Raw genomic sequence first — 25258 nt, 5'->3', positions numbered from 1 at the left:
CGATTGGAGCCGCGGCGCAATTCCCGCCATTCGGACCAGGTTTTGACAACGCGATTGCGCCGAGGCGACCTCGGTGCAATTTCGATCGATTTCGTGAAGCGGCTTGCAAAATGCGCAGTGGCGGCGGTCGTCCTGACGCGCTAGAGAGTGCCGGCCATTCAAGTGGAGAATTAAATGAGCATTCAGCGTTTCGAAACCGGCCCGCGCATGAGCCAGGTCGTCGTGCACGGCAACACCGTCTATCTCGCCGGCGTCGTCGCCGGCAAGGCCGCCGGCGGCAGCGTCACCGACCAGACCAAGGACATCCTGTCGATCATCGACGGTCACCTGGCGAAGGCCGGCACCGACAAGTCGAAGCTCCTCAGCGCGACGATCTACATCACCGACATGAAGACCTTCCCCGAGATGAACGCGGCGTGGGACGGCTGGGTCTCGCAAGGCAACACGCCGGCGCGCGCCACCGTCGAGGCCAAGCTGGCGGCCCCGCAATACAATGTCGAGATCATGGTCGTCGCGGCGAAGTAAGCGCGACCGTTTCAGATCATCTTGAAAGAATGGCGCGGCAGCCGATGGCTTCCGCGCCATTTTGTTTGACACAATCTTGTTCAGGCAGCGCGCGCGGCGCTCTTCTCCGCCTCGACCTTGCGCGCAAACAGCCATCGGAAATAGGTCAGCGGCGCGTCGGCGCCAATCGCAAGCAGCTGGTAGTTCGGATCGGCGTCGAGCACCTTCTGCTGCGCCTCGATGATGTCCTTGTCCTCGTTGAAGGCCTCCTCGAGGGAGTGCCGCAGCGACAGCGCGATGTTCGGGTTGTCGATGTCGAAATCGTGCAGGTAATTCCAGAAGAAATGCGTGGTCGAGCGCGTCTCCGGCGTCATGAACTGCGCGTTGCGGTACTGCCGCGTGCCCGGGACCTGGACGCCCTTCTCGACGCCCTGCCCTGCGGGCGCGAACGTCGTGTCGAGCGTGAAGATACCGGGAATCCTCATGTGGCCGACGTTGCGGCGGTCGATCGTGTCGGTTTTATTCGAGATCACCTTCTTGTGGTACGGAGGCGGCTCGGCGCCCATGTGCCAGCGCTCGACACGGAAACCGTCATCCAGTTTCTCGATGGCAACCGGCTTGGTCTTGTAGGCGTATTCCTCGGAGCCGCCGAGCGTGGTGGTGTGCACGAAGGCGAGATGGGCGAAGTCGCTGAGATTATCGACGATCAGCAGCCAATTGGCCTTGTAGTGCATGTAGCCCGGCAGCCCCCGCCACCGGGGATCTTCGAGCGGCGGATAGTCGAGGATCAGCTTCGGATCGGCCTTCTCGGCATCACCGGTCCAGATGAAGATCATGTTGTAGCGCTCGACCACGGGATAGCTGCGCACGCCGAGCTTGGCGGGAATGACATCCTGGCCGGGAATCTGGATGCACTTGCCATCGGCGGCGAACTTCATGCCGTGATACATGCACCTGATGTCGTCACCCTCGACCCGCCCCATCGACAGCGGCGCGGCGCGATGGCAGCAGCGGTCGTCGAGCGCGACGACCTGCCCGCTTGCGCCTCGATAAAGCACGATCGGTCGTTCCAGGATGGTGCGCGCGACCTTCTTGCCGTCGATCAGCTCGTGATTCCACGCCGCCACGTACCAGGCGTTGCGCAGGAAAATTCCGTCGTCGTCAGCCATGTCACCCTCCCGATGCAATATTCGTTGCAACGAGCTTTAGGTGATCGCGGTCATCCCGATAACCCGATTTGGCTGGACACACTGTACAGGTGGATGGACAATCAGCCATGGAGTGGCGCGACTGGGAGCTGTTTTGCGAGGTTGTCGAGCATGGCGGCTTCACGGCTGCCGCGCGCGTGCTCGGGCATCCCAAATCGAGCCTCAGTGCTGCGGTGCAGCGACTGGAGGCCAATCTCGGGCTGCGCCTGATCGAGCGCACCACGCGGCATTTGCGGCTGACCGATTCAGGCGAAACCATCTATCGCAAGGTGCGCCCGCTGTTCACAGCGCTGCACGACACCCACAGCGAGGCGCTGGCGATGAGCAGCGCGGTCGCCGGCACGCTGCGCATCAAGGCGCCTTACGAATTCGGTGCGCATCACGCCGGTCCGGTCGCCTGCGATGTGATGAGCCGCTATCCGGACCTCGCGATCCGGATCGATGTCGAGCACGACATCGTCAATCCGATCACCGAGAATTACGACATCGTGTTTGCGATGCTGGAAGCGCCGCTGCCGTCCGCCGGCATCGTGATCCGCCGCGTCTTCACCCTCGAGCGCGGCCTGTTCGCGGCGCCTTCGCTGCTGGAGAGATTCGGCGAACCGCGCACCCTGGAGGAATTGAGGAAGTTGCCGCTGCTGACCGGCCCCAGCGATCCACCATGGGCGATCACCGCGCCCGGCGGAGCGGTCGAGCATCTCGCAGTCGACAAGGCGCGCCTTACCAGTTCGAACGCGCATGTCCGCCTGCAGGCGGCGCTCGCCGGCCACGGCGTGCTGCGGGTGACCGCGAGTTATACCCGCGCCGCAGTCGCGTCCGGTCAGCTGCTGCGGCTGCTGCCCGACCATGCCTGCGAACCCTTGAACGTGCATGCGCTGCTGCCGGCGCGGCAATATGTCCCGGCCAAGGCGCGCTGCTTCCTCGACGCGATGGAGGCGCACGCGCGCGGCGATCCCGAGGCCTATATCAAGCCGTAGCCTGCGTTGTGATCACGCGCAGCATGACGTGCGAGGTAATCGAACGTCACCGGCAAACCTTCGATAGTCGTGACAGCCGAACAGTCCGGCGCCATCGAAGGAGAGAACAATGACCGACCACGCCAGCATCGCCCGCAGCTATATCGACCTCTGGAACGAGCGGACGCCGAGCCGGCGCCGCGAGCTGCTGAGCGAAAGCTGGACCGCGGATGCACGTTATCTCGACCCGCTGATGAGCGGCGACGGCCATGACGGCGTCGACGCGCTGATCGCGGGCGTGCAGCAGAAGTTTCCCGACTTCCACTTCAAGCTGATCGGCGAGCCCAATGGTTACGGCGACCATGTCCGCTTCTCCTGGGGCCTTGGCCCCGATGGCGTCGACAGCCCGATCAAGGGCACCGACTTCGCCGTGCTGAAGGACGGCCGCATCAGGAGCATCACGGGCTTCCTCGACCAGCTGCCGGGCGCCTGAGCTTCGGCCAGCCGCTTCCACACCGGCGATGTCGCTGATAGTGTTCCCGGAACAAATCGGGAGGACACCATGAAGGCCGATTCCGCCTTCACGACGTCTGCTATCAGCGACATCACGCCGGCACTGCTGGCGATCGGCCGCGACGGCTTTCCGCAGGCGCTGATCGGCGCGCTGCGGCGTGTCGCCGATGTCGGCCACTGCATGGTGTTCTCGTTCGCAGGCCCGCGCTCCGCCGCATGCCTGCTCGACGTCGGCAATATTCCGACTGGCCGCGACCTCGGCATCGCCTATTCCGAGCATTTCCACCGGACCGACCCGAACCGCGATGCCGTGTTCGAGGGGCAGGCGCGCACAGCGCCGATCGTGCTGCCGGCCTTTGCCCGCCGCATGTACAGCGACAGCTATCGCAAGATGTTCTTCGACGATTCCGACATCGTCGACAAGTTCGCGTCCGCGATCTGGGTCGACGACACCTGCTTCTATGTGAATTTCTACCGCATCACTGAGCAGGGCCGTTTCACGCGCGACCAGATCCAGCGCCTGACCGCGGTCGCGCCGGCGGTGAGCGCGGCGGTGGCGCGCCACTTCCAGCGCGACGCGGTGCCGGACAGCGATCCGATGGGCCGCCTGAAGGCCCTGTTCGCAACCGCCGAGCCGTTCACGATCCTGACCGGACGCGAGAAGGAGGTGTGCCTGCGCATCCTCTCCGGCCTCAGCTCCGAAGCGATCGCGGCCGAGCTCGGAATCGGGCTGCATTCCGCCCTCACCTACCGCAAGCGCGCCTATGACAAGCTCGGCATCTCCTCGCAGAACGAGCTGTTCGCCATCGCACTGCGCCTCATCGCATCGGCCCGCAGCCTGAACTGAGGCAGGCCGGTCTCGCGGACTCCGCCGCCGCACAGGTACGAGGAGCAATCCGGACACGTACGTCTGGATGTGACAAAGTGACAGAACTGCTTGTGACACTTGTTACATCATCTCTTTCTTTTGCATCCCGACAGCATGTCCTTTCCAGATGCGGCTGCTAGTCCTGTGAGATCGGTCGCCACGCGGATGAGCAGGAACTGAAGGGGCAGTCGCAGGTGCAAGCAGTCACGCAATTCAGGACAGCAAAGATATTAGAGCGCTCGCATTCGATGTGCAGGGCACCTGTGTCGACTTCTATGGGCCGGTTCTGCGCGCAGGCGCGGCCGCCAATCGAGACAAGGGACTGGCGATCGACTGGACGACGCTGCTGGCCGAATGGCGCGACCTGTACCGTGTGACACTCGATGCGGTGATAACAGGACAACGGCCATGGCTGCGAGTCGATCAGATCCATCGTGAAGCGCTGGACATCTTGCTGGAGCGGCGGAGCCTCGGCGGCGCTTTTACCCGGCAGGAGCGCGACGAGCTCAACCTGGTCTGGACCAGGCTCGATGCCTGGCCTGATACCGTCGAAGGGCTTTCCCGTCTGCGTCGCCGGTTTACGACGGCGACATTGTCTAACGCCGGAATGGCGGCGGTGGTGGCCGTCGCGAAGCATGCCAACCTGCCGTTCGACGCGATCCTGACAGCGGAGTTGGCAAGGAGCTACAAGCCCGCCCCGGCCGTCTACCAATTGACGGTCGATTTCCTCGGCTACAGGCCGGATCAAATCATGATGGTCGCCTGCCATAAATATGATCTGAGGGCCGCGCGAGACTTCGGCATGCGCACCGCATTCGTCGCGCGTCCGCTCGAATTTGGCCCCGATGCAAGGCCTGATGTGGCGCCGGAGAGCTGGTTTGACATCTACGCTGACAGCTTCACGGCGCTCGCCGACGCATTGGGCGCGGATTCCGTCGCCTGAGCTTGCCCGCTTGCTGTCCCAAATCATGGGGACAGACAGCGGTGGGTCGCTCGCCTATCCTGCATCAGGACAAGAGAGCCGAGCCGTGAGCACCGCGCCGCATTTCGACATCGACATACCTGCCTTCTGGCAGGACCCCTACCCGGCGCTTGCGCGGATGCGGAAGGAGGCGCCGATTGCCTTCGTCCCACAGCTTGGCAGCACCCTGCTGTGCCGCCGCGACGACATCTTCGTCTCGGAAAAGCAGATCGACGTGTTCTCATCGCACCAACCCGAAGGGTTGATGAACCGGCTGATGGGCCACAACATGATGCGCAAGGACGGCGATGCGCACATGAACGAGCGCAAGGCGATCTTTCCGGCGGTTTCACCCAAGACCGTACGATCGCACTGGACAGCGCAGTTCGAGGGACACGCAATGCGGATCCTCGACGAGCTGAAACCGGACGGCGTGGTCGATTTCGTGCAGGCCTTCGCGCTGCCGTTCTCGGCGGAATGCCTGAAGTCGATCACCGGCCTCACCAGCATGCGCTACCAGGACATGAACGCCTGGTCGCAGGGCATGATCGACGGCATCGCCAACTATACCGGCGATCCCGCGATCGAAGCGCGCTGCCACGCCGCGACTTCGGGCATCGATGCCGCGATCGACGACATGGTGCCGGTGCTGAGCAAAACACCCGACCTCAGCCTGCTCGGCGTCATGCTGCAATCCGGCATGCCGATGGACAGCGTGCGCGCCAACATCAAGCTTGCAATCTCCGGCGGCCAGAACGAGCCGCGCGATGCCATCGCCGGCACGGTGTGGGCGCTCCTCACCCATCCGGAGCAGCTCGCGCTGGCAACCAGCGGCGCGATCCCGTGGCTGCAGACCTTCGAGGAATACGCCCGCTGGATCTCGCCGATCGGCATGTCGCCGCGGCGGATCGCAAAGCCCTGGACGATCAGAGACATCGCGTTCGAACCCAACGAGCGCGTGTTCCTGATGTTCGGCTCGGCCAACCGCGACGAGAAGCATTTCGAAAGACCTGAAGCGTTCGACGTGCGCCGCGACGTGAGCAAGAGCATCGCATTCGGCGCCGGCCCGCATTTCTGCGCCGGCGCCTGGGCCTCCCGCGCCATGGTCGCCGACGTCGCGCTGCCCGCGATCTTCAAGCGGCTGAAGAACTTGCGGCTGATCGCGGATCAGCCGCCGCGGATCGGCGGCTGGGCGTTCCGGGGAATGGTGGACCTGCCGGTGACCTGGGACGCGTAAGGCGCACGCCGCCTACTGATGCCATTTGACCAACGGCAGATAGTGATGCGGCAATCGCATGGTGATGAGGTCCTTCCGGCGCACGACATTGGTCGGATAGGGCGTATCGAGGTTGGTGGTGTCGACGACCACCGACGCGACGCCTTCCTCATCGAGGATAGCCGATTCCTGCCGCGGGAAGGCGAAGCTGTCGGGACCGAACACGGCGCTCTTGCCCTGATAGCCCCGCGGCGGATCGAACACATTGGCGAAGGCGAAATAGAGGTTGTTCTCGCCGCCGCGGACCCGCATCGCGTGCCAGTGATAGGGATCGGCGCCTTTTGGGATCGGATAATTGTGCGGGATGGCCGTTCCCGCATGCGCGCCGGTAAAGACCCCGCGCAGCGCGGCGGGGCAGGCGACGATGTCGCACCCCTCCAGCGCCAATGAGCGAATGGCTTCCGGATACAGCGCGTCATGGCCGATCGCGAGCCCGACGCGCCCGATCGGCAAGTCGAACACCTTCCACTTGTCGCCGGCGCTGGCCCAGCCGGCGTCGCTGCCGCCGAGATGGGTTTTCCGATAGAAGCCAACCAAGCCTTCCGGCCCCGCCAGCACGGCGGTGTTGTAGACCTTGCCGTCGGCCGCTTCCGCGAGCCCCGCGACCAGATACATTCGAAGACGCATGGCGAGCCGCACGAACGCTGTCACCGCGGGCCCCGTCAGCCGCTCGGCCCGCGCCGCCGGCACATCCGGTCCGGTCAGCGACAGCTCGGGAAACACCAGCATGTCGGGCGCGTCGGCACCCCTGGCCTCCGTTGCAATCGCGCTGATGGCTGCGAGATTTTCGGCGGTCCCGCTCGACGGTGCAAATTGCGCAACCGCGAGAATGGATTTGCGGCCCGGTGGCTTGGGCTGATGGCCATAGAGCTTGAAAAAGTCGTTTGGATTCCAGGTGAAGCTGTTGGTCATCAGGCTGGTGTAGAGTTCGGGACGGCGTGCCTTGAAAACCTGCTCCGACAACACCTCGCGCTGCCTCGCCCGCGCCAGATCAATCGTGCCGTAGGCAACCGCATCGCCGCCATCGATCGAGGCCGACACCCGGCCATCGGGTTCGATGATGCAGCTTCCGCCGCTGAACTGCATGGTTCGCTCAAGTCCCCAGCGATTGCTCTCGATCACGTAGCATGCGTTTTCGAAGGCACGGTTGATCCAGTACGGCGCCGGTGTCCGTTCGGCCAGCCAGTTCGAGATGTGACAAATCACATCGGCGCCTGCGAGCGCCTCGATCCTGGCGGTCTCGAAGAAGTGCAGGTCCATGCAGATCAGGAGCGCGATGCGCCCGATCTCGGTATCGAACACCTCATGCGCGATGTCGCCGCTGACCGCCCATTTCGGCTCGGAGATATAGGGATGCGACTTGCGATGGCGCCCGATCACGCCATCAGGCCCGATCAGAACGGCGGTGTTGTAATAAAGATCGGTCGCCGCATCGACCTCGGGCATCCCGACCACGATGTAGCAGGCGTGTTGCGCTGCCAGTGACTGGAAGCGGTCGGTGGTCGGCCCCGGAATCGTCTCGACGAAGGGCTTCACCTCGGCACGATCGTGCCAGCAATAGCCGGTGGTGCCCATCTCGGGCGTCACGATGAGACGCGCGCCGGAAGCGGCTGCCTCTGCGCAGAGCGCCAGCAGGCGCTGGATGTTGCGCTCCTTCTCGAACATCGTCGGTTCGAACTGAACGGTGGCGGCCTTGAAAGTTGTCGTCGATGTCATGTTGCGTTGGCCTTTGAGGGCGGATCAATCATGTTGAGGTGAGGCGAGATAAAGACGGGCAGTCCGATAGAGCCTGGGCTGGGATCAAAACCCCTACCCGCCACGTGTCCGGTTGCGACATGACCGTTCACCCAACAAAAAGCACCCGTCCGTTGCCGGTCGGGAGCTGCCCCGCTCCAAAGGATATGATGATGTCCAGATTGGACCGGACGAAGCTCGCAGGTTCGTCCCATGAAGGCAAGCTGCCCAATGCTGCAAAAGCCGGCACGGAATGCTCACAAAACCGGCCCGCTGTCAGGCCGACGTCAGCTGCGCCCCGGATCACCCGTCGCGATCACTATCGGCCTCTCTTCTGCAGCGGTTGCGAGCGAGATTCCTTGTGTGCCGCGCCGTAACCCATGCGGCGATGAGCCCCGAAGGACTGTCACTCAAGTGTCATGAATCTATTTCAATCCGCCGTTATGGGTGGAAGTCCAGTAATTTGTGCCGTCATAAGGGATTAGCGATGAACCCGAACCATAATGGTAGCGCCCATAATGCCGCCCCTCACGATGAGGTCGCCGATGAGCATGCCGAGGAAGGCAACGGTGTGAGCAAGACGGTCGCGATTGTCGCCGTGGTGGCCGTCGGTGCTGCCGTGTTCGAAGCTGCCCTGCTTCCGGGACTTGCACTCGGCGTCGCCGCGGTCGCGGCTCCGAAATACCTGCCGAAGCTCGCCGGCGCACTCAACCCGCTGTTCAAATCCACCGTTCGCGGCACCTACAAATTCGCGCAGAAGTCGCGCGAGATGTTTGCCGAGGCGCATGAGCAGGTCAACGACATCGTCGCGGAAGTGAAGGCCGAAGGCGCGCAGGACGCCAAGGCTGCGGACGGCCGGGCTCCGTCGGCGGCCTGAGCCGCACAAGACCGCGCATAGGGCGAGACAGCTGAGAGAGCTGTCTCTGCGACGTGGACGGCGGCGCTGCAAGCAATTGCGCTTGACGATGGCGGCATTTGTGCCCGACGCCGGCTCCCGAGTTGCCAGAGGACTGCGATGACCAAGATGAAGCTGCAGATTGCGCATCAGGTTCCCGGCCGGATTCGCATGAAGATACCGTCAGCCAAGGAAAACCCCGAGCTTCTCGAACAGATCAAGGAGACGTTCAAGGTCATTCCCGGCGTCGAGCAAGTCACGGTCAATCCTGCGACGGGAAGTGTCGTGCTGCATTACGACACCGACCGGCACGACGAGTTTCATGGCCGGCTGGAACATCACACCGGGGGTCACCACAAGCCGCCGGCCGACGAGATCGACGCGCTGGCGAGCAAGATCGAGCAGGAAGCCGAGTATCTCGCCGAGCATTCGCACGCCGCGAGAGTGATCGTCGATTTCTTCAAGGACTTCGATAACGGGATCAAGGTCGCCACCGGAAACGTGGTCGATCTGAAAATCCTGCTCGCCACCGGTATCGCGGGCTTCACCATCTTCGAGGTCGGCGCCAGTGCGGCGACGCCGGTCTGGGTCACGCTGGCGGTTTTTGCACTCAACCACATGATCCAGTCGAACATGGCCGAGGCTGCGGAAGCGGAAGCGGAACCGGCGCGCGCTACGGCCTGACCGCCACCGGCGAGAGTGCAACCTCATGGACTTCTGCTTCCGACATTCGATGCCAGGCCGCCTTCGCCTGAGCATCCCCGCGCTCGGACAGAGCCGCCGGCTGGGCGAGGCCTGCCTGGCGTGGTTGAAGGCGCAGGACGGCGTCAGGAGCGCGCGGATTAATTACGACTGCGCGAGCCTCGTGCTGGAATACGATCCGGCGCAGGAGCAACGGCTCCTGCTGCTGCTCGGGCATTTCAAGAGCATGAGCCTGGCTGAGCTCAAGGCCTTGAGCAGCCGTGCCGCGCAGGACGCGGTTGCGCCACACGCCGGCGCGCCGGAGGTCTCGAAGCGGTCGCCGCTGACGCTGCCGACGCTGTCGTTGGTCATGGCCTTCAGCGCCAATCCGGTGGTCATGGCGATCAACATGCCGCTGATGCTCTGGAACGCGATCCCGATCGCCAAGCGGGCCTGGAAGGTCTGGTCGAACGAAAGCCGGCTCAACATCGACGTGCTCGATACGCTCGCGATCTCAGCGTCGATGCTCCAGGGCAACCCGCTGGCGGGCTGCATCGTCACCTGGCTGATCAAGCTCGGCGACTGGATCCGCGACCTCACCGCGGCGGGTTCGCGGCGAGCCATCAACGAGCTGCTGGAATTCCAGTCGAAGACGGCCTGGGTGCTCCGCGACGGCAATGTCGTGTCGATTCCCGCCATCGAGCTGCAGACTGGCGATATCGTCGTGGTGTATCCAGGCGAGATGATCCCGGTCGACGGCGAGATCCTCGAAGGCTCCGCCACCATCGACCAGAAGACCATCACCGGTGAAGGCCTGCCGGTGCATCGCGGCAAGGGTGAAGCCGCCTTCGCCGCGACTGTGATCCGCGAAGGCCAGATCACGCTGCGGGCGCTGCGCGTCGGGTCCGCCACCACCGCCGGCCAGATCGTGCATCTGATCGAATCCGCGCCGATCGGCGACACAAGGATGCAGAACCATGCCGAGCGCTTCGCGGACCGGCTGGTGACGCCGACGCTGGCGCTCGCCACCGGCACCGCGATGGTCTCCGGCGACTTCAACCGCTTCCTGTCGCTCGTGATCGTTGACTACGGCACCGGCATCCGCGTCGCTGCGCCGACCTCGGTACTGTCCTCAATGACGCTGGCCGCCCGGACCGGCATGATCATCAAGAGCGGCGGCCACATGGAGAAGCTCGCCGGGATCGACACGATGGTGTTCGACAAGACCGGCACCCTGACCCATGGCACGCCGGCCGTCATCGACGTGATCTCCTATCAAAGGAATATCACGCCGAACCATTTGCTCGGGCTTGCCGCAGCAGCGGAGACCAAGCTGCAACACCCGGTCGCCGAGGCGCTGCGCACCCGGGCACGGCAGTTGGCCGTCAACATCCCGCCCTGCAACGAGACGACCTATCGCCTCGGCCTCGGCGTCGAGGGTCAGGTCAACGGCTATTACCTCCATGTCGGCAACCAGCGCTTCATGCGCGAGAGCGAGATCGCGGTCGGCGCGGCCGTGCATGATCGCGCCGCGCTGGACGAGCGCGGCTATTCGAGCCTCTACATCGCGGTGGACGGCAAACTGGCGGGCCTCGTGCCTTACTCCGACGAGATCCGCGCCGAGAGCCGTGCCGTGATCCAGCGGCTGCATGCCCTGGGCGTCAAGAACAGCATCATGCTGACCGGTGACAACGCCGTCGTGGCGCGCGCCGTCTGCAACAGGCTGGGGCTGACCGAGCACTTCGCGGACATGCTGCCGGCCGATAAGGCGAGTGTCATCCAGGAGCTGCAACGCAAGGGACACCGGGTCGCCATGGTCGGCGACGGCATCAACGATTCCCCTGCGCTGAGCTTCGCCGATGTCGGGATCGCGATGAAGCACGGCGCCGAGGTCACGCACGAATCCGCTGACGTCATCCTGATGGAGGATTCGCTGTGGAAACTCGTCAAGGCCGTCGAGATCTCGCAAGGCGCCGTCAGCCTGATCCGGCAGAATTACGCCATCGTCGCGGCGCTCAACACCCTGGCGCTTGGACTGGCGTTGCCCGGCGGCCTGATCACGCCCGAGATGACGGCGCTGATCAGCAACGGCTCGGCCATCCTGGCGAGCCTGAACGGCATACGGCCAATTCTGCGGTATCGATGAGCCAGGATGTCACCCAGCTTGTTCTCCCTCCAGGCGATCACGCCGCGCTGAAAGTCGCCGTCAAGGCGCTCGAGAGCCCCAATCTGGCGGCGAAGATCGCCGACTATGCCGGTATTCCCGTCAATCGCGTGCTGAACCTGCTGCCGAAGGCCGCCAACCGCCAGCTCAGCGGTCTGGTGCGTTCGGCGGTCCTGACCGGGCTGGAGGTTGCCGTCGATACACTGAACGAGAAGCCGCCGCCTTCGCCCGCTGTTGGATTCTCGTCGTTCCTTGCCGGGGTGACCGGAGGGGTGAGCGGCCTGTTCGGCTTCGGCGCGCTCGCAGTCGAACTGCCGCTGACGACCACCCTGATGCTTCGTGCGATCGCCGAGATCGCCCAGCACGAGGGCGAGGACCTCTCGAAGCTCGAGGCGCGGCTGGCCTGCCTCGAGGTCTTCGCCTATGGCACAAAGAAAACCGGCGAGGGTGTCGATGTCGGCTATTACGCCGCGCGGGCGCTGATCAGCAAATACACCAGCGACGCGGCGGCCTACATCCTCGAGCGTGGCGCGGTGGATGCCTCCGCGCCCGTGATATCCAATCTCGTCAGTGAGATTGTCTCACGGTTCGGCCTGGTGGTGTCGGACAAGGTTGCTGCCGGCGCCGTGCCGATCATCGGCGCGGTGTTCGGCGCGACCGTCAACGTCATCTTCATGGATCACTTCCAGAAAATCGCGAAGGGGCATTTCACCTTGCGCAGGTTGGAGCGGGTCCATGGCAGCGCCACCGTGCGACATCACTATGCAGAGATCGCGGCCGGACTCTCGGCGCGGAGCGTCGCGACCGCAGCAGGCGCCGGATAGCAGTGAATAGCGACGTCGTGCTCCCGCATGAGGACACCAGGCTGCGTGATCTGCGCCGCATGCGCGCCCTCGCCACCTCGCTGCTCGTGCTCATGTTCCTGCTGTTCGTGGCGACCTCGATGCTGCAGGCGCAATGGCCGTGGCTGGTTTATCCGCGCGCCTTCGCCGAGGCCGGGATGATCGGCGCCTGCGCCGATTGGTTCGCCGTCGTCGCGCTGTTTCGTCATCCGCTCGGGATTCCGATTCCGCACACCGCGATCGTCCCGCAGAGCAAGCAGCGCATCGCGATCGCGCTGGGACGTTTCGTCGCCAACAACTTCCTGTCGCCGCGCGTGGTCGGCGATCGCATCCGGGACGTCGACATCGCCGGATGGGCCGCGCAATGGATCGAGCGGCCGTCGAATGCCCACAGCGCCGCGCAGCGCGCAGTGTCGACGCTGCATCAGGCCTTGCAGGCCACGCCGACCGACGACGTCAATGCTTTCCTGACCCGCCGGACGCGGGAGGGGCTCGCCACGCTCCAGGCAGCGCCGCTCGCCTCGCGCCTGCTGTCGCTGTTGTGGGCACATGGCGACGCACAGGCGCTGATCGAGCGGCTGGTCGTCTCGGCGAGTTCGGCGCTCGCCAACAACAGGGACACGATCCGGAAGAAGATATCGCAGCGTTCCTATCGGTTCATGCCGAAATGGGTCGACGGCATGGTCGCCGACCGGATCATCAATGGCGTCAGCCAGACCCTGGACGAGATGCGCGAACCGAACCATCCGTGGCGCATCGAGCTCAAGGCCGAGGTCGAGCGCATGATCGACCGGCTTGCGACCGATCCCGAGTTCCTCGCCCGCGGCGAGGAGCTGAAGCAGCGGCTGCTCGACAATCCCGCCGTGATCCGCCAGATCGACGCGATGTGGGGCGCGATCGAGACACGGCTGAACTCCGCCGTGACATCGGCAACCCTGGCCGAGGCGATCGAAACGGCTTTGACGTCGGTCGCCGCGCGGATCGGCGACGACCTCGACTTGCGCGACCGGATCAACCGTTGGCTTCGTGTTGCAGCACTTCGCGCCGTGGCATCGCGACGGCAGGAGATCGCCGCCTTCATCCGGAAAGTGGTCGAGAACTGGGACACCGAGACGCTGATCATGCGAATCGAATTGCAGGTCGGCCGCGACCTGCAATTCATCCGGATCAACGGGACCGTCGTGGGCGGCCTCGTCGGCCTCCTGATCTTTTCCGTATCGCAGTGGTTCTAGCGTCAAATTTTGACGCGTTTTCTTTACGCGAACCGGGATCCACTTCGCTCGAAAACGCTCTGACGCGCCCCGATCAGGGAAAGCGAATTCGAAGCAGGGGCAACTGCGCGAGCCTGTCGAACAGATTGGCCGCTCTGCTTGCGACCAGGGCAAGGCAGCCGAGGATGAAGTGGCGGCGGGTCAGGCACACACCGCGGTCCACGAATCCCAGACGCACAAGACGCGGTTCGGGAAGAGCCTGCTCACGGAGGGCGGGAAGAGATGTCATGGAGCATCAGCCGATGGGAAGAAGGATTTCCGGCGCAGCGGTCATCCGTTCGATCGTGTCGTCGAAAGAGAGGCAGTCGGGATTTTCGCCGGGCATCCGGCGCAATGTCTCGACGAGCTCTTCCTGCTCCAGCAGCAATGAGCGCCCGTCGCGCAAGCTGGCATAGGCGGCCCATGGCACGAATTTGGTGAACGGAAACGGAAATCCCTCGCGCGGCGACACGTCGATATTCACTCCGGAAACGAACAGGACGTTCTTGGTGCGGAACGCCGGCTCACGCAAAATGCTCCGGTAAGTGCGATCGAACTCGGCCTGGGTGACGAAGCGGGCAGCATCCAGCGCCGGATTCGGCGACGTCACCAGATCAGGCATGACCGGGCCGAGCGCCGTTTCAAGGATGTCATGGCCTTCGGGGCCTTCAGCGGGCACGCGACGGAAATGAAACAGATCGGAGGACAGCGCCGTCCCGATCGGCGCAGGCTTCTCGGGGAAGCCGCCCTCGCCGAGGCGTTCGCGCAGCACCTCGCTGGCGCGAAAGACCTTTGACGTGCTGAGCACGCTGAGCGGCCGAAGCGGCGTTTCGACCAAGCGGTCGAGCCGGAGAAAGAGACCCTCGCTGCGGCCGTCGTCCAGATACTGGTTGTCGATCTGGACAACCGGCTCGCCGCCGAGCCGGCCACACTGCACCTGCCGGCAGGCGTGCGCGTATTCGTCCTGATACCAGTGCAGAACGCTGCAAAGCTTTCCGCAGCAATCTCCGAACCCACAGCCTTCGGTGCGGTGGCGCTGGTAGACGCCGAACCGGCCATCGTCGGGATCGTAACCGACATGGCTGGCCTGGATGATGACCAGATCCTCGCCATGATGAGCATAGGGCCCGTGGCGGTTGATCGCGACCTTGCCGCCGACGCGGCCATGGTCGAACGGAAACGTTCCGAAATGCTGGACCAGCAGCATGACCGGATAGCCCTGGCTCTCATCCGAGCAGAACGCCCGCGACGGCATCATGCGCTGGCGCTCGAAGCCGAGCGAACGGCAATAATTATAGAGCCGCGGAACGAAATGGCTGTAGCGCATCGCAAAGGAGCCAATCCGGAAGGTGTCGATCATCCGTTGTCTGCCTGAGCGATCCGCTGCGCCGTTTCCCGAATTGGCGTGCGGGCACGATCCCGCCGCCCTTGCCGGACGGGAACGGTAGATTCCGTTGTTGACAGTTATGTGAATGCGGCGCGGGTCAGCGCCCCCAGCGCAGCACGACCGGATCGAGCGTGCGCGCGATCTCGATCAGGCCGGCCCGGGTGGCCGGGTGCAGCGGCTGCAGCGGATGGCGCACCATGTCCGACTTGATGACGCCGCCCTCGCGCATCAACACCTTGCAGGCCTGCAGCCCGCATTGGCGGTTCTCGTAATTGATCAGCGGCAGCCAGCGCGCATAGGCCCGCACCGCCTCATCGCGGCGGCCGGCGAGGAATGGATCCATGATCTGGCGGATGCCGTCGGGATAGCCGCCGCCGGTCATCGCGCCGGTGGCGCCGGCATCGAGATCGGCCATCAGCGTGATCGCCTCCTCGCCGTCCCACGGACCCTCGATGGAGCTACCGCCCTTCTCGATCAGGCTGCGCAGCTTGTTTGCCGCCATCGGCACCTCGATCTTGAAGTAGCTGATGTTGGCGAGCTCCTTCGCCATCCGTGCCAGGAAGTCGACCGAGAGCGGCGTGCCCGCGACCGGTGCATCCTGGATCATGATCGGAATGCTGATGGCATCCGACACCACGCGATAGAATTCGTAGATGCTGGGCTCCGGCACCCGAAAGGTCGCGCCGTGATAGGGCGGCATCACCATCACCATGGCCGCACCCGCGGCTTCCGCCTGACGGCTGCGCGCGGCGCACACCGAAGAGGAGAAATGCGTGGTCGTGACGATGACGGGGATACGGCCCGCGACATGATCCAGCACCGCATGCATGACGGTGTCGCGCTCGGCATCGGTCAGCACGAATTGCTCGGAGAAATTGGCCAGGATGCAGATGCCGTGCGAGCCGGCATCGATCATGAAATCGATGCAGCGCCGTTGCCCGTCGAGGTCGAGATTGCCGTTGGCGTCGAAGATGGTCGGCGCCACGGGGAAGACGCCGCGATAGGGACGCTGTGCCGGGGATGTCATGTCAAAACCTCGCTCGCGATCTGTCACACCTTGCGGAACGGCAGCGGCGGCCCGTCGAGCCTGCGCAGGCCGGGTTCGCGCCGTTCCAACCACCAGCCATATTGCTTCGGCCAGGACGCGAATACTTCGCCGCTTCCGGTGCGAAGCGCAAGCTCGGCATGCAGCGGCCAGTTCGGATCGAACAGCGCCTCGCGGCCGATCGCGACCAGATCGGCATGGCCCTTCGCCAGGACGTCTTCCGCCTGCTGCGGATGCAGGATCAGGCCGACCGCGATGGTGGCGATATCGGCGGAGCGGCGGATCTCGTCAGCATAGGGCACCTGGAAACTATAGCCGCGCGGAATCCGCGCCGCGGTCGCAGAGCCAAGCAGGCCGCCGGAGGAGCAATCGATCAGATCGACGCCGCGCGCCTTGGCCTCGCAGGCAAACGCGATCTGGTCCTCAAGCTGTAACCCGCCATCGATGCCGTCAACCGACGAGATCCGCACCGACAGCGGCCGCTCCGCGGGCCAGGCGGCACGCACGGTTTCGATGACCTCGAGCGGATAGCGCATGCGCCCGGCGCGGTCGCCGCCATAGGCGTCGGTCCGGCGGTTCGACAGCGGCGACAGGAATGCGTGCAGCAGATAGCCATGCGCGCAATGCACCTCGACGAATTCGAAACCAGCTTCCAACGCGCGCAAGGTGGCGCGGCGCCATTGCTCCCGCAGCGCTGTGAGTTCGGCCACTTCGAGCGCGTGCGGCGTCAGCCAGCCCTCTTCCATCGGGATCGCGCTCGGTGCCACCGTCCGCCATGGCAGATCGCCGCGGGCGCGGTCGGAATCGTCAAGCACGGCATTGCCGTACCAGGGCCGCTGCATGCTGGCCTTGCGGCCGGCATGCGCGAGCTGGATCGACGGCACGGCGCCATTGTCTTTCAGGAACGCGGCGATGCGCTCCAGCGGCGCGATCTGCTCGTCGTTCCAGATTCCGACATCGCCATGGGTGATGCGACCCTCGGCGGTCACAGCCGCGGCCTCGACCATCACGAGCCCGGCGCCGCCTTGCGCGAATTTGCCGAGATGCACGAGATGCCAGTCATTGGCGAGGCCATCGATCGCCGAATACTGGCACATCGGCGAGATCAGGATGCGATTCCGGGATGTCACACCGCGAAGCGTGATCGGCTGAAACAAAAGCGGCTGCGACATCGGGACCTGCGGGGAGCGTGGTGGCGGGGGAATGATGGGGAGCAAAAGCTAGGCGGCCCACCGCCTCATCGCAAGCCGCGCAACGACGCAGGCGATACGACCTGGATGCATGATGGCGCACTTCGCCGTTCGCAAATCACCCTGAATATGCCTACATGGCCGGTATGAAGAAAATCGGATTCCTTTCGTTCGGGCACTGGACGCCCTCGCCGCAATCGGGAGCGCGTTCGGCCGCCGATGTGCTCCTGCAATCCATTGACCTCGCCGTCGCCGCCGAGGAATTGGGCGCGGACGGCGCCTATTTTCGCGTCCATCACTTCGCCCGCCAGCTGGCTTCGCCCTTCCCGCTGCTGGCGGCGGTCGGCGCCAGGACCAGCCGCATCGAGATCGGCACCGCCGTGATCGACATGCGCTACGAGAATCCGATGTACATGGTCGAGGACGCGAGCTCAGCCGATCTGATCGCCGGCGGACGCCTGCAGCTCGGCATCAGCCGGGGCTCGCCCGAGCAAGTGATCGATGGTTGGCGCTATTTCGGCTATCAGCCGCCTGAAGGCCAGACCGACGCCGACATGGGGCGGCGTCACGCGGAGATATTCTACGACCTGCTGCGCGGGCAAGGCTTTGCGCAGCCGAATCCGCGGCCGATGTTCCCAAATCCTCCCGGCCTACTGCGGCTCGAACCGCTCTCGGAAGGCCTGCGCGACCGAATCTGGTGGGGCGCCGGCTCGAACGCCACCGCGGTCTGGGCGGCCAAACTTGGCATGAACCTGCAGAGCTCGACCCTCAAGAACGACGAGACCGGAGAAGCCTTCCACGTCCAGCAGGCGGCCCAGATCCGCGCCTATCGTGCGGCCTGGAAGGAGGCCGGTCATGTGCGCGAGCCGCGGGTCTCCGTGAGCCGCAGCATCTTCGCACTGGTCGACGATCGCGACCGCGCCTATTTCGGAAACGGGCAGGACGAGGACCAGATCGGCTTCATCGACGAGCGGACGCGGGCCATCTTCGGCCGCGGCTACGCCGCCGAGCCGGAGGCACTGATCGAACAACTCAAGGCCGATGAGGCGATCGCGGAGGCCGACACACTGCTGCTGACCGTCCCCAATCAGCTCGGCGTCGCCTACAATTCGCATGTGATCGAGACTATTCTGACCCAGATCGCGCCTGCGCTTGGGTGGCGCTGAGAATCAAAACGGTAACGCTTGGAGCGTGCCGTGGAGCCGCTATCGGTCAGACGCAAAATTGTTGAAAGAATTGGAGCGGGCGAAGGGAATCGAACCCTCGTATGCAGCTTGGGAAGCTGCCGTTCTACCATTGAACTACGCCCGCGATCTCAATCGCTTAGGTCCGCTTTACCGAGCAGGACCGTGCCGGACAATAGCCCGGGCCAGCGCCAAGGATCAAGCGTGCATTCACAGCGGTCGCGGGTCACTCGCCGCTAATAGTCGAGCCGCACGAGCACGTCATTGATGACGAATGGTGCTACAGCCGCCACCGCGTCGCAGGTGCCGTTTCGCACGAAAACGCAGGCATCGCCATTGCCAACGGCAGCGCAACTGCGCCGTGAAAATTCCGCCGGGAGATCGGCTGCCGAGGTCGGTCTTGCAAGGATGCGGTTGAAGGCTGACTTTGTCGCCTGGACCGTGGCCGGAAGACGTCCCTTCGCAAGGGGATCGCCGGGCTGCAGCGCGTAGAGCGGCGACGAACCCGCCAGCCGTTCCTGCCCCGGCAGCAAATGGAAGGGAACATCGTAAAGCGCGAGTCCGCACAATTTGGAATCGGCGCGCAATTCCGCCGCCAGTCGTGCCGCGCCGACGCCGCGCATCCAGTCGTCATGCATTTCTTCGCTTGCCCCGGCGAGTGCCACCGAGACCAGCGCCCATCCGCCGGCAACGAGCGGCAGCGCCCACCGTCGCCAAGCGCGCTTCGCGCGCAGCGACTGGATCCAATCGGCCGAGCCCAGCGCCGCCACGATGATGAGCAGGACTATCGACAAAAAGACAAAACGGTATTCCTTGTGTCCGATCAGGCTGTGAAAGACCAGGTTCACGAGCGCCACGGCCAGCAGCAGCGGCGCGTGTCGCGCGCCGCGCCAGATCGCCCACAGCAGCGGCACGACCGCCACTGACCAGACCATCCAGAAACTGACGAGATAGGTCACCGCAGGCTGCAGGCCGAACTCGGCCGCACGGTCGTGCAGCAGATTCTGCTCGATGTTCGCGATCAGCCAACGGAACGGGACGACGCCGTGTGCGACATCGACAATGGCAGCGAGCAGCAGCACGACGAGTCCGCCGGCGACCAGCGGAATCAGATTCCGCCAGTTGCGCCAGCACGCGCCGATCGCCAGCACGGCAATCGCCGGCGCATATTGAAAGCGGCAGACGAAGGCGAGCGCGAGCAATGCACCGCCGATGACGAGGCGTCGCTGCGATGGGCCGCCGGTCAACAGCAGCGCCGCCGGCACGATGAGGGCCGTCGCCAATGGCTCGCTCAATGTGTGCGGCGCGAACAGGATGAACTCGAACCAGATCGCAGCGACAAAGGCCGCAACGATGGCGTGGGCGCGCGAAATCCGCGCGCCCAGGAACCAGGCGCTGGCCACGATCGACAGCGATGCGAGCGCGGCGACCAGGCGAGGCACCACGAAAGCCCCCGCGCCACCAGGCACAACGAGGTCGCCGACAGCGACGGGCCCCACCAGCAATGTCGGCAGGAACCAGCCACGGATACCGTAGCGCCAATCCCAGGTGACGATGCCGTCATGGCCGAGCAGCCGCCACGCCGGCTCGAGGTACTGAAAGATCTCGTCGGGATGGATGATGTTGGGCCAGACAGCGAGCGGAAGGCGGATCGCCAAGGCGAGCAGCAACAATTCCGCCAGGGGGTGAAAGCGCCCGGTCGCTGGTCCGACCTCGCCCGTGTTGCCAGGCGATGGATCGGCGCTCGTTCTCGTCATCGTTCCGCCGACCGTATCGGGAGGCCCGGGCCTCATGGAGCAGCACTGACGAACAGATAGCGCCCATGCCTTTAAGATGCGTGACCGGAAAGAAGCGTGACCGGAGGACGGGCATTGGACATCGGCCGGGCGTCCGGAGCCGCCTGCGATATCCTTAACCGAACGTTAAGATTCCGGATGCGCGCGAGGGCAAGGGTGCTATCATCTCTCCCGGGGTTGGTGCTGTCATGGCGGGGCGTGGGTACACCATTTTCGACACGGCAATCGGCCGATGCGGCATCGCATGGGGCGAGATCGGCGTGGTCGGCGTGCAGCTTCCCGAAGCACGCGAGATCGAGACCCGCAGGCGGCTATTCCGGCTTTATCCCGACGCCCGCGACATGCGGCCATCCGAGGAGATCGAGGTCGCGATCGAGAGCATCGCCGCGATCCTGCGCGGCGGCAACAGCGACCTCACAGGCGTGACACTCGACATGACCGACATTCCGGCTTTCAACCAGCGCGTCTACCAGTTTGTCCGGACGATTCCGCGCGGCGAAACCCGAATTTATGACGAGGTGGCAAGTGCGTTAGGCGCCTCCGGCGCGGTCTATTCGGTGGCGCAGGCGATCAGCCGCAATCCCTTCATGATCATCGTGCCGTGTCACCGCGTGCTGGAAGCGGGCCATTATGCCGACCCGATCTCGCCGCACGGCGGCAGCATCTCCAAGCGGCGGCTGCTCTCGATCGAAGGGGCGCAGACCAGCACCAGCAAGACCCTGTTCGACGTGCTGCTGTCAGTTGCGCCGCCGCGGCCGCATCCTTAACTGTAGGGCATGAACCGCACCACGCTGTTGCAGCGCGATCGCATCACCGTCAACGAGTTTTGCTGCACGGCTGAGCCCGGCGACAAAACGTTTGTCGAGCAGTTTGCCAACCATTCGGTGTCCTATGTGCGCAAGGGCAGTTTCGGCTGCCATTGCCGCGGCCGCTTCCACGAGCTGGTGGCGGGATCGTTCCTGATCGGCCATCCCGGTGACGAATACACCTGCACCCACGATCACGTGGTCGGCGACGAGTGCCTCTCGTTCTTCCTCGATCCGGAGCTGGTGGAGACGATCGGCGATCGCGCCGCAGTCTGGCAGGTCGGCTCGGTGCCGCCGCTGTCCGAGCTGATGGTGCTGGGCGAACTCGCGCAAACGGCGGCAGATGGCAACAGCGACGTCGGCCTCGACGAGGTCGGGCATCTCCTCGTCAGCCGCCTTGTCGAACTGGTCTCCGACCGCAAGGCCAAACCTCTCACCGCCGGCTTGCGCGACCGCCGCCGTGCCGTCGAGGCCGCGCTGTGGATCGATGCCAATTCGCATCGCGCCATCGATCTCGACGATACGGCCGATCAGGCAGGCCTCAGCACATTCCATTTCCTGCGGCTGTTTTCCGCGGTGCTCGGCGTCACCCCGCATCAATATCTGGTGCGCTCGCGGCTGCGCCATGCGGCGCGCCGGCTTGCCGACGATGATAGCCCGATCACCGACATCGCCTATGACGTTGGATTTGGCGATCTCTCGAATTTCGTCCGCAGCTTCCACCGCGCCGCCGGCGCCTCGCCGCTGAAATTCCGCCAAGCCTCCCGCGGCGACCGCAAGATTTTCCAAGAACGTCTCGCGCTGCAATAGCTAGGGTTTCTCCAGGCCGCGCGTCACCGGCGCGCGCATCATCTGGAGACAATCATGTACGACCATATCGGATTGCGTGTCGCCGACCTCGACGCCAGCGTGCGCTTCTACACCGCCGCGCTCGCACCGCTCGGCTTCGTGCTCTGCTCGCGCGACGACAGCGGCGCCGGTTTCGGCCCGAAGGGCGAGCCCGCGCTCTGGCTGTATCTGCACAAGGGCAAGGCCGCGGGCGGCGCCCACGTCGCCTTCAAGGCGCCGAGCCACGACGCGATCAAGACATTCCACAGCGAAGGCGCGAAAGCCGGCGGCAAGGACAATGGCGCGGCAGATCACCGCAAGGACTACAGCCTGACCTATTACGCCGCGTTCCTGATCGATCCTGATGGCAACAACGTCGAGGCAGTGTGCACCTGAGTTTCCACCGTCATTGCGAGCGAAGCGAAGCAATCCATGGGCCCGCGCATGCGGACGGATGGATTGCTTCGTCGCTTCGCTCCTCGCAATGACGACATTCCCAACCAACCAAAGGATCCAATCCCATGGCTTCGATTTACAAGGACATCCTGATCGACGCGCCGGCCGACCACGTCTGGGACGCGCTGCGCGATTTCGGCGCGCTGCATACGCGGCTAGCGCCGGGCTTCGTCACCGACACAAAGCTCGAGGGCGACGTGCGCATCGTCACCTTCAGCAACGGGTCGGTGGCGCGCGAGACGCTGGTCGATTGCGACGACAAGCGACAGCGGCTGGTCTATGCGATCAGCAGCGAACGGCTGAAGCAGCACTCGGCGTCGGCGCAGGTGTTCGCCGAGGCCGACGGCCGCTGCCGCGTGGTATGGATCGCCGATGTGCTGCCGCACGAGGTCGCGCCCTACATGGACGCACAGATGGACCTCGGCGCGGCTGCGATGCAGACCGCATTGGCGCGATCCGCCAGGGATGAGAAAGCTGCGTGACCTTCCTCACAGAAGAGGGCCGCTTCCGCCTCTAAGCCTCAACCCGTGCGTCCGGATCCTCGCCCGCAATCGTGGGCTGCGGGCGCGCGGGAGGGTTTGCCATGACGGGAGCCGATAAGGTCGTGTGCCAGGCGGCCACGCTGCTTCTGCTGTTTGCGCTGACATCGACACCCGCGAAGGCGCAATTCCTGGGCGGAGGCGGAGGCGGCCAGGACATGATGACGCAAATGGCGCCGATGCTGGAGATGATGAAGGCGAAGATGGGCAAGCGCCGCTTTGCCATGATGATGCAAACCATGGGCCCGATGATGAGCGGCATGATGGATGGCGGCGGCGGCTCTGGCGGCGGCAGCGCCAGCACATATGGCGGCGGAATGCCGAGCACCCCCGAGAGCTACGGTGTCGGATTGGGCGGCATCGGTGGCGGCGGCGATATCATGGACATGCTCGGCGGCGGTGGCGGCGGCGAGCTGATGGGCATGATCCCGCAAATCATGCGGATGGCGAATTTCGGCGGCGGTGGACGTCACGGCCGGCGGCACCGGCAGCGGTAGACCCGGTCCCGTCATTCCGGGATGGTGCGCCAGCACCAGACCTCAGGTGCGCAATTGCGCACCGGGGAATCTCGAGATTCCGGGTTCGATGCTTCGCATCGCCCCGGAATGACAGTGTCAAGACAACGCCGGCTGCACCTTGGCGATCGGCGCGGGCTTGCCCCAGCGCGTCAGGATCACACTAAGGCAGGAGAGTGTGCCGAGCACGCCCATCGAGGCAGCGGCGAGGGTGAAGAAGTTTTGCGCGGTCGCGTCATGGGTCGACAGCCACCAGCCGCCGGTCGCGATGAAGATCAGCCGTGCGCTCTGCGCCAACACCGGACCCAGCACCTTGGCGGCGCCCTGCGAGGAAAAATACATCGACATCGCAAGCCCGATGAAGGCGTACATCGGCGCGGCCGTGGAGAGATATTGATGGCTGGTGCTCCGCACATGCGGGTCATCGGTGAAGAGATTGACCCAGAGGTCGGGGAATACGGCGATGAAGCTGCCGACTGCGCCGACCATCAAGAACGCCATCGTGCCCGCGGTCCATGCGATGCGACGCGCGCGCGCGATGCGCTCGGCGCCGACCGCCATCCCGATCATCGGCACCGATGCGATGCCGACGGCGAACGCGACCGACGTCAGCATGAATTCGAGCCGGGCGCCGACGCCATAGCCGGCGAGCACAGGAGTGCCGAACTGCGCCAGCATGTGGGTGAAGATCGAGATCGTCAGCACCGATTGCAGCGGCGAGAAGCAGGAGATGGCGCCAACCTTGAGGATGTCGATGAACATCGCTCCCTGCACCCGCAATCCTCTGAGCTTCGGAACGACGCGGGCGCGGCCGGAGAACAAATACCAGCCCATCACGGTGATGCTGATCGAATAGGCGATCAGCGAGCCGGCCGCGACGCCGCGCATGCCGAATTGCGGCACCGGACCGAGGCCGAGCCCGAGCGTGCCGCCGAGCATGATCTGCCACACCGCCGACGACAGGATCATGGTCGACGGCAGCTTCATGTTGCCGGTGCCGCGCAGGATGCCGGCCATGGTGTTCATCAGCCAGGGCAGGATCGCGCCGCCAAAGAAGATCTGCGAATAGCCGATCGCTTGCGCCAGCACATTGCCACGGCCGCCGAGCAGTTCGAGCAGGCGCGGGCCGAAGATCAGCATGCCCAGCATGAATGTCAGGCCGAAGGTCAGGCCGATCAGCAACGCATGCGCCGCAAGCGTCGAGGCGCGCTCGATCTCGCCGGCGCCGAGCGCGCGCGCGATCGAGGATGCCACGCCGCCGCCCATGGCACCGCCCGACATCGTCATGGTGAGAATCACGCAGGGAAACACCAGCGTCATCGCCGCGAGCGACTCGACACCGAGCCGGCCGATATAGGAGGTCTCCGCGATCACCACGCAAGTGCCGGCGGACAGCGCGATGACATTCGGCCAGGCCAGCCACAGCAGCGTGCGCAGGATTGGCCCCTCGAGCAGCGCATTGCGCGCCGGCCTGGTCACCGGCGGCGGCAACGGCCGTTCGTGTTCGTCGACGGGTATTTCGGCGAGGCCGAGATCGGACATTTCGTCTCCCGCGCGCGATCTTCGGGAGCCGCGCCGTGGTGTCTCCCTACCATGGTGGCAGCCGATTCCACGTGCGCGGGACGCAAGGGGGGCCTGCGTGATTGCAGGTGAACCTTCG

24 protein-coding genes and 1 tRNA gene are annotated in these 25258 nt (G+C 64.6%); 17 read left to right on the top strand and 8 right to left on the bottom strand.

Features of this window, described 5'->3' with window-relative positions; all coding sequences use genetic code 11:
• The first annotated feature begins 174 nt into the window (after positions 1-174).
• Complete coding sequence (locus UP09_RS34635) at positions 175-525, top strand: RidA family protein (RefSeq protein ID WP_044542897.1); 351 nt, start codon at positions 175-177, stop codon at positions 523-525.
• An 80-nt stretch (positions 526-605) separates the two neighbouring features.
• Here UP09_RS34635 and UP09_RS34630 read toward each other — a convergent pair whose 3' ends face one another.
• On the bottom strand, positions 606-1673 hold the full coding sequence (locus UP09_RS34630) for an aromatic ring-hydroxylating dioxygenase subunit alpha (protein WP_044542896.1): 1068 nt from the start codon (positions 1671-1673) through the stop codon (positions 606-608).
• A 107-nt stretch (positions 1674-1780) separates the two neighbouring features.
• Here UP09_RS34630 and UP09_RS34625 point away from each other — a divergent pair, with 107 nt between their 5' ends.
• The 5 genes from UP09_RS34625 to UP09_RS34605 all read left to right on the top strand — a co-directional run bounded on the left by UP09_RS34625 (position 1781) and on the right by UP09_RS34605 (position 6247).
• The gene (locus UP09_RS34625) at positions 1781-2689 is read left to right on the top strand and encodes a LysR family transcriptional regulator (protein ID WP_044542895.1); all 909 of its coding nucleotides are present in this window, start codon (positions 1781-1783) and stop codon (positions 2687-2689) included.
• A gap of 109 nt (positions 2690-2798) precedes the next feature.
• Complete coding sequence (locus UP09_RS34620; protein WP_044542894.1) at positions 2799-3161, top strand: nuclear transport factor 2 family protein; 363 nt, start codon at positions 2799-2801, stop codon at positions 3159-3161.
• 69 nt (positions 3162-3230) lie between these two features.
• Entirely contained in the window at positions 3231-4028 is a 798-nt protein-coding gene (locus UP09_RS34615; protein WP_044542893.1) for a helix-turn-helix transcriptional regulator, read from the top strand.
• Between the two features lie 232 nt (positions 4029-4260).
• Positions 4261-4992, top strand: a complete 732-nt coding sequence (locus UP09_RS34610) for a haloacid dehalogenase type II (protein WP_044542892.1) — start codon at positions 4261-4263, stop codon at positions 4990-4992.
• Positions 4993-5077: 85 nt separating this feature from the next.
• Entirely contained in the window at positions 5078-6247 is a 1170-nt protein-coding gene (locus UP09_RS34605) for a cytochrome P450 (protein WP_044542890.1), read from the top strand.
• Positions 6248-6259: 12 nt separating this feature from the next.
• On the opposite strand, the gene UP09_RS34600 is transcribed toward UP09_RS34605, so the two are convergent.
• Positions 6260-8002 carry a nitrilase-related carbon-nitrogen hydrolase gene (locus tag UP09_RS34600; protein ID WP_044542889.1) on the bottom strand — a complete coding sequence of 581 codons (1743 nt, stop codon included), beginning with the start codon at positions 8000-8002 and terminating at the stop codon, positions 6260-6262.
• Positions 8003-8507: 505 nt separating this feature from the next.
• On the opposite strand from UP09_RS34600, the gene UP09_RS34595 reads away from it, so the two are divergent.
• The 5 genes from UP09_RS34595 (at position 8508) to UP09_RS34575 (ending at position 13834) form a co-directional block, all read left to right on the top strand.
• A complete protein-coding gene (locus UP09_RS34595) occupies positions 8508-8897 on the top strand; it encodes a DUF5132 domain-containing protein (RefSeq protein ID WP_082070411.1) in 390 nt (129 codons plus the stop codon).
• Positions 8898-9035: 138 nt separating this feature from the next.
• Positions 9036-9599, top strand: coding sequence for an HMA2 domain-containing protein (locus tag UP09_RS36555; protein ID WP_052833300.1), 564 nt, complete (start codon positions 9036-9038; stop codon positions 9597-9599).
• A 49-nt stretch (positions 9600-9648) separates the two neighbouring features.
• Entirely contained in the window at positions 9649-11742 is a 2094-nt protein-coding gene (locus UP09_RS34585; RefSeq protein ID WP_245302369.1) for a heavy metal translocating P-type ATPase, read from the top strand.
• Positions 11739-12584, top strand: coding sequence for an EcsC family protein (locus tag UP09_RS34580; protein WP_044542887.1), 846 nt, complete (start codon positions 11739-11741; stop codon positions 12582-12584). Before UP09_RS34585 ends, UP09_RS34580 begins: the two co-directional genes overlap by 4 nt.
• A gap of 2 nt (positions 12585-12586) precedes the next feature.
• Positions 12587-13834 carry a DUF445 domain-containing protein gene (locus UP09_RS34575; RefSeq protein WP_052833299.1) on the top strand — a complete coding sequence of 416 codons (1248 nt, stop codon included), beginning with the start codon at positions 12587-12589 and terminating at the stop codon, positions 13832-13834.
• Positions 13835-14108: 274 nt separating this feature from the next.
• Here the strand turns inward: UP09_RS34575 and UP09_RS34565 are convergent, their stop codons facing one another.
• From UP09_RS34565 to UP09_RS34555, 3 genes are all read right to left on the bottom strand, one after another.
• Positions 14109-15212, bottom strand: a complete 1104-nt coding sequence (locus UP09_RS34565; protein ID WP_044542885.1) for a hypothetical protein — start codon at positions 15210-15212, stop codon at positions 14109-14111.
• Between the two features lie 124 nt (positions 15213-15336).
• The gene (locus UP09_RS34560; protein ID WP_044542884.1) at positions 15337-16266 is read right to left on the bottom strand and encodes a dihydrodipicolinate synthase family protein; all 930 of its coding nucleotides are present in this window, start codon (positions 16264-16266) and stop codon (positions 15337-15339) included.
• Between the two features lie 23 nt (positions 16267-16289).
• Positions 16290-17456 (bottom strand): NADH:flavin oxidoreductase/NADH oxidase, encoded by a 1167-nt coding sequence (locus UP09_RS34555; RefSeq protein ID WP_044542883.1) that lies wholly within the window; start codon positions 17454-17456, stop codon positions 16290-16292.
• A 164-nt stretch (positions 17457-17620) separates the two neighbouring features.
• On the opposite strand from UP09_RS34555, the gene UP09_RS34550 reads away from it, so the two are divergent.
• The gene (locus UP09_RS34550; RefSeq protein WP_044543178.1) at positions 17621-18640 is read left to right on the top strand and encodes an LLM class flavin-dependent oxidoreductase; all 1020 of its coding nucleotides are present in this window, start codon (positions 17621-17623) and stop codon (positions 18638-18640) included.
• Positions 18641-18711: 71 nt separating this feature from the next.
• Here the strand turns inward: UP09_RS34550 and UP09_RS34545 are convergent.
• Both UP09_RS34545 and UP09_RS34540 read right to left on the bottom strand, forming a co-directional pair.
• Positions 18712-18785: transfer RNA gene (locus UP09_RS34545), tRNA-Gly, on the bottom strand.
• A gap of 109 nt (positions 18786-18894) precedes the next feature.
• Positions 18895-20415 (bottom strand): glycosyltransferase family protein, encoded by a 1521-nt coding sequence (locus UP09_RS34540; RefSeq protein WP_044542882.1) that lies wholly within the window; start codon positions 20413-20415, stop codon positions 18895-18897.
• Between the two features lie 227 nt (positions 20416-20642).
• Between UP09_RS34540 and UP09_RS34535 the strand changes: the two genes are divergently transcribed.
• The 5 genes from UP09_RS34535 (at position 20643) to UP09_RS34515 (ending at position 23580) form a co-directional block, all read left to right on the top strand.
• Positions 20643-21221, top strand: coding sequence for a methylated-DNA--[protein]-cysteine S-methyltransferase (locus tag UP09_RS34535; protein ID WP_044542881.1), 579 nt, complete (start codon positions 20643-20645; stop codon positions 21219-21221).
• Between the two features lie 9 nt (positions 21222-21230).
• Entirely contained in the window at positions 21231-22070 is an 840-nt protein-coding gene (locus tag UP09_RS34530) for a helix-turn-helix transcriptional regulator (RefSeq protein WP_044542880.1), read from the top strand.
• 54 nt (positions 22071-22124) lie between these two features.
• Positions 22125-22484, top strand: a complete 360-nt coding sequence (locus UP09_RS34525) for a VOC family protein (RefSeq protein ID WP_044542879.1) — start codon at positions 22125-22127, stop codon at positions 22482-22484.
• A gap of 125 nt (positions 22485-22609) precedes the next feature.
• Positions 22610-23026 (top strand): SRPBCC family protein, encoded by a 417-nt coding sequence (locus UP09_RS34520; protein WP_044542878.1) that lies wholly within the window; start codon positions 22610-22612, stop codon positions 23024-23026.
• 101 nt (positions 23027-23127) lie between these two features.
• Positions 23128-23580: a hypothetical protein gene (locus UP09_RS34515; RefSeq protein WP_044542877.1), complete on the top strand. Its 453-nt coding sequence runs from the start codon at positions 23128-23130 to the stop codon at positions 23578-23580.
• Between the two features lie 117 nt (positions 23581-23697).
• On the opposite strand, the gene UP09_RS34510 is transcribed toward UP09_RS34515, so the two are convergent.
• Complete coding sequence (locus tag UP09_RS34510) at positions 23698-25140, bottom strand: MATE family efflux transporter (protein WP_044542876.1); 1443 nt, start codon at positions 25138-25140, stop codon at positions 23698-23700.
• Positions 25141-25258: the final 118 nt, after the last annotated feature.

The sequence above is a fragment of the Bradyrhizobium sp. LTSP885 genome (genome assembly GCF_000938305.1).
In the GTDB taxonomy this organism is placed as follows: domain Bacteria; phylum Pseudomonadota; class Alphaproteobacteria; order Rhizobiales; family Xanthobacteraceae; genus Bradyrhizobium.
The sequence above is the reverse complement of the archived record's forward strand: the minus strand, read 5'-3'. Positions and strand labels throughout refer to the sequence as shown.

Bases quoted from the DNA above. Each gene is read 5' to 3' on its own strand.
- UP09_RS34625 (WP_044542895.1), top strand. From the start codon at position 1,781: ATGGAGTGGCGCGACTGGGAGCTGTTTTGCGAGGTTGTCGAGCATGGC.
- UP09_RS34635 (WP_044542897.1), top strand. From the start codon at position 175: ATGAGCATTCAGCGTTTCGAAACCGGCCCGCGCATGAGCCAGGTCGTC.
- UP09_RS34515 (WP_044542877.1), top strand. From the start codon at position 23,128: ATGACGGGAGCCGATAAGGTCGTGTGCCAGGCGGCCACGCTGCTTCTG.
- UP09_RS34540 (WP_044542882.1), bottom strand. From the start codon at position 20,415: ATGACGAGAACGAGCGCCGATCCATCGCCTGGCAACACGGGCGAGGTC.
- UP09_RS34595 (WP_082070411.1), top strand. From the start codon at position 8,508: ATGAACCCGAACCATAATGGTAGCGCCCATAATGCCGCCCCTCACGAT.
- UP09_RS34620 (WP_044542894.1), top strand. From the start codon at position 2,799: ATGACCGACCACGCCAGCATCGCCCGCAGCTATATCGACCTCTGGAAC.
- UP09_RS34580 (WP_044542887.1), top strand. From the start codon at position 11,739: ATGAGCCAGGATGTCACCCAGCTTGTTCTCCCTCCAGGCGATCACGCC.
- UP09_RS34555 (WP_044542883.1), bottom strand. From the start codon at position 17,456: ATGTCGCAGCCGCTTTTGTTTCAGCCGATCACGCTTCGCGGTGTGACA.
- UP09_RS34550 (WP_044543178.1), top strand. From the start codon at position 17,621: ATGAAGAAAATCGGATTCCTTTCGTTCGGGCACTGGACGCCCTCGCCG.
- UP09_RS34630 (WP_044542896.1), bottom strand. From the start codon at position 1,673: ATGGCTGACGACGACGGAATTTTCCTGCGCAACGCCTGGTACGTGGCG.
- UP09_RS34525 (WP_044542879.1), top strand. From the start codon at position 22,125: ATGTACGACCATATCGGATTGCGTGTCGCCGACCTCGACGCCAGCGTG.
- UP09_RS34615 (WP_044542893.1), top strand. From the start codon at position 3,231: ATGAAGGCCGATTCCGCCTTCACGACGTCTGCTATCAGCGACATCACG.
- UP09_RS34510 (WP_044542876.1), bottom strand. From the start codon at position 25,140: ATGTCCGATCTCGGCCTCGCCGAAATACCCGTCGACGAACACGAACGG.
- UP09_RS34535 (WP_044542881.1), top strand. From the start codon at position 20,643: ATGGCGGGGCGTGGGTACACCATTTTCGACACGGCAATCGGCCGATGC.
- UP09_RS36555 (WP_052833300.1), top strand. From the start codon at position 9,036: ATGACCAAGATGAAGCTGCAGATTGCGCATCAGGTTCCCGGCCGGATT.
- UP09_RS34600 (WP_044542889.1), bottom strand. From the start codon at position 8,002: ATGACATCGACGACAACTTTCAAGGCCGCCACCGTTCAGTTCGAACCG.
- UP09_RS34520 (WP_044542878.1), top strand. From the start codon at position 22,610: ATGGCTTCGATTTACAAGGACATCCTGATCGACGCGCCGGCCGACCAC.
- UP09_RS34530 (WP_044542880.1), top strand. From the start codon at position 21,231: ATGAACCGCACCACGCTGTTGCAGCGCGATCGCATCACCGTCAACGAG.
- UP09_RS34585 (WP_245302369.1), top strand. From the start codon at position 9,649: ATGCCAGGCCGCCTTCGCCTGAGCATCCCCGCGCTCGGACAGAGCCGC.
- UP09_RS34560 (WP_044542884.1), bottom strand. From the start codon at position 16,266: ATGACATCCCCGGCACAGCGTCCCTATCGCGGCGTCTTCCCCGTGGCG.
- UP09_RS34565 (WP_044542885.1), bottom strand. From the start codon at position 15,212: ATGATCGACACCTTCCGGATTGGCTCCTTTGCGATGCGCTACAGCCAT.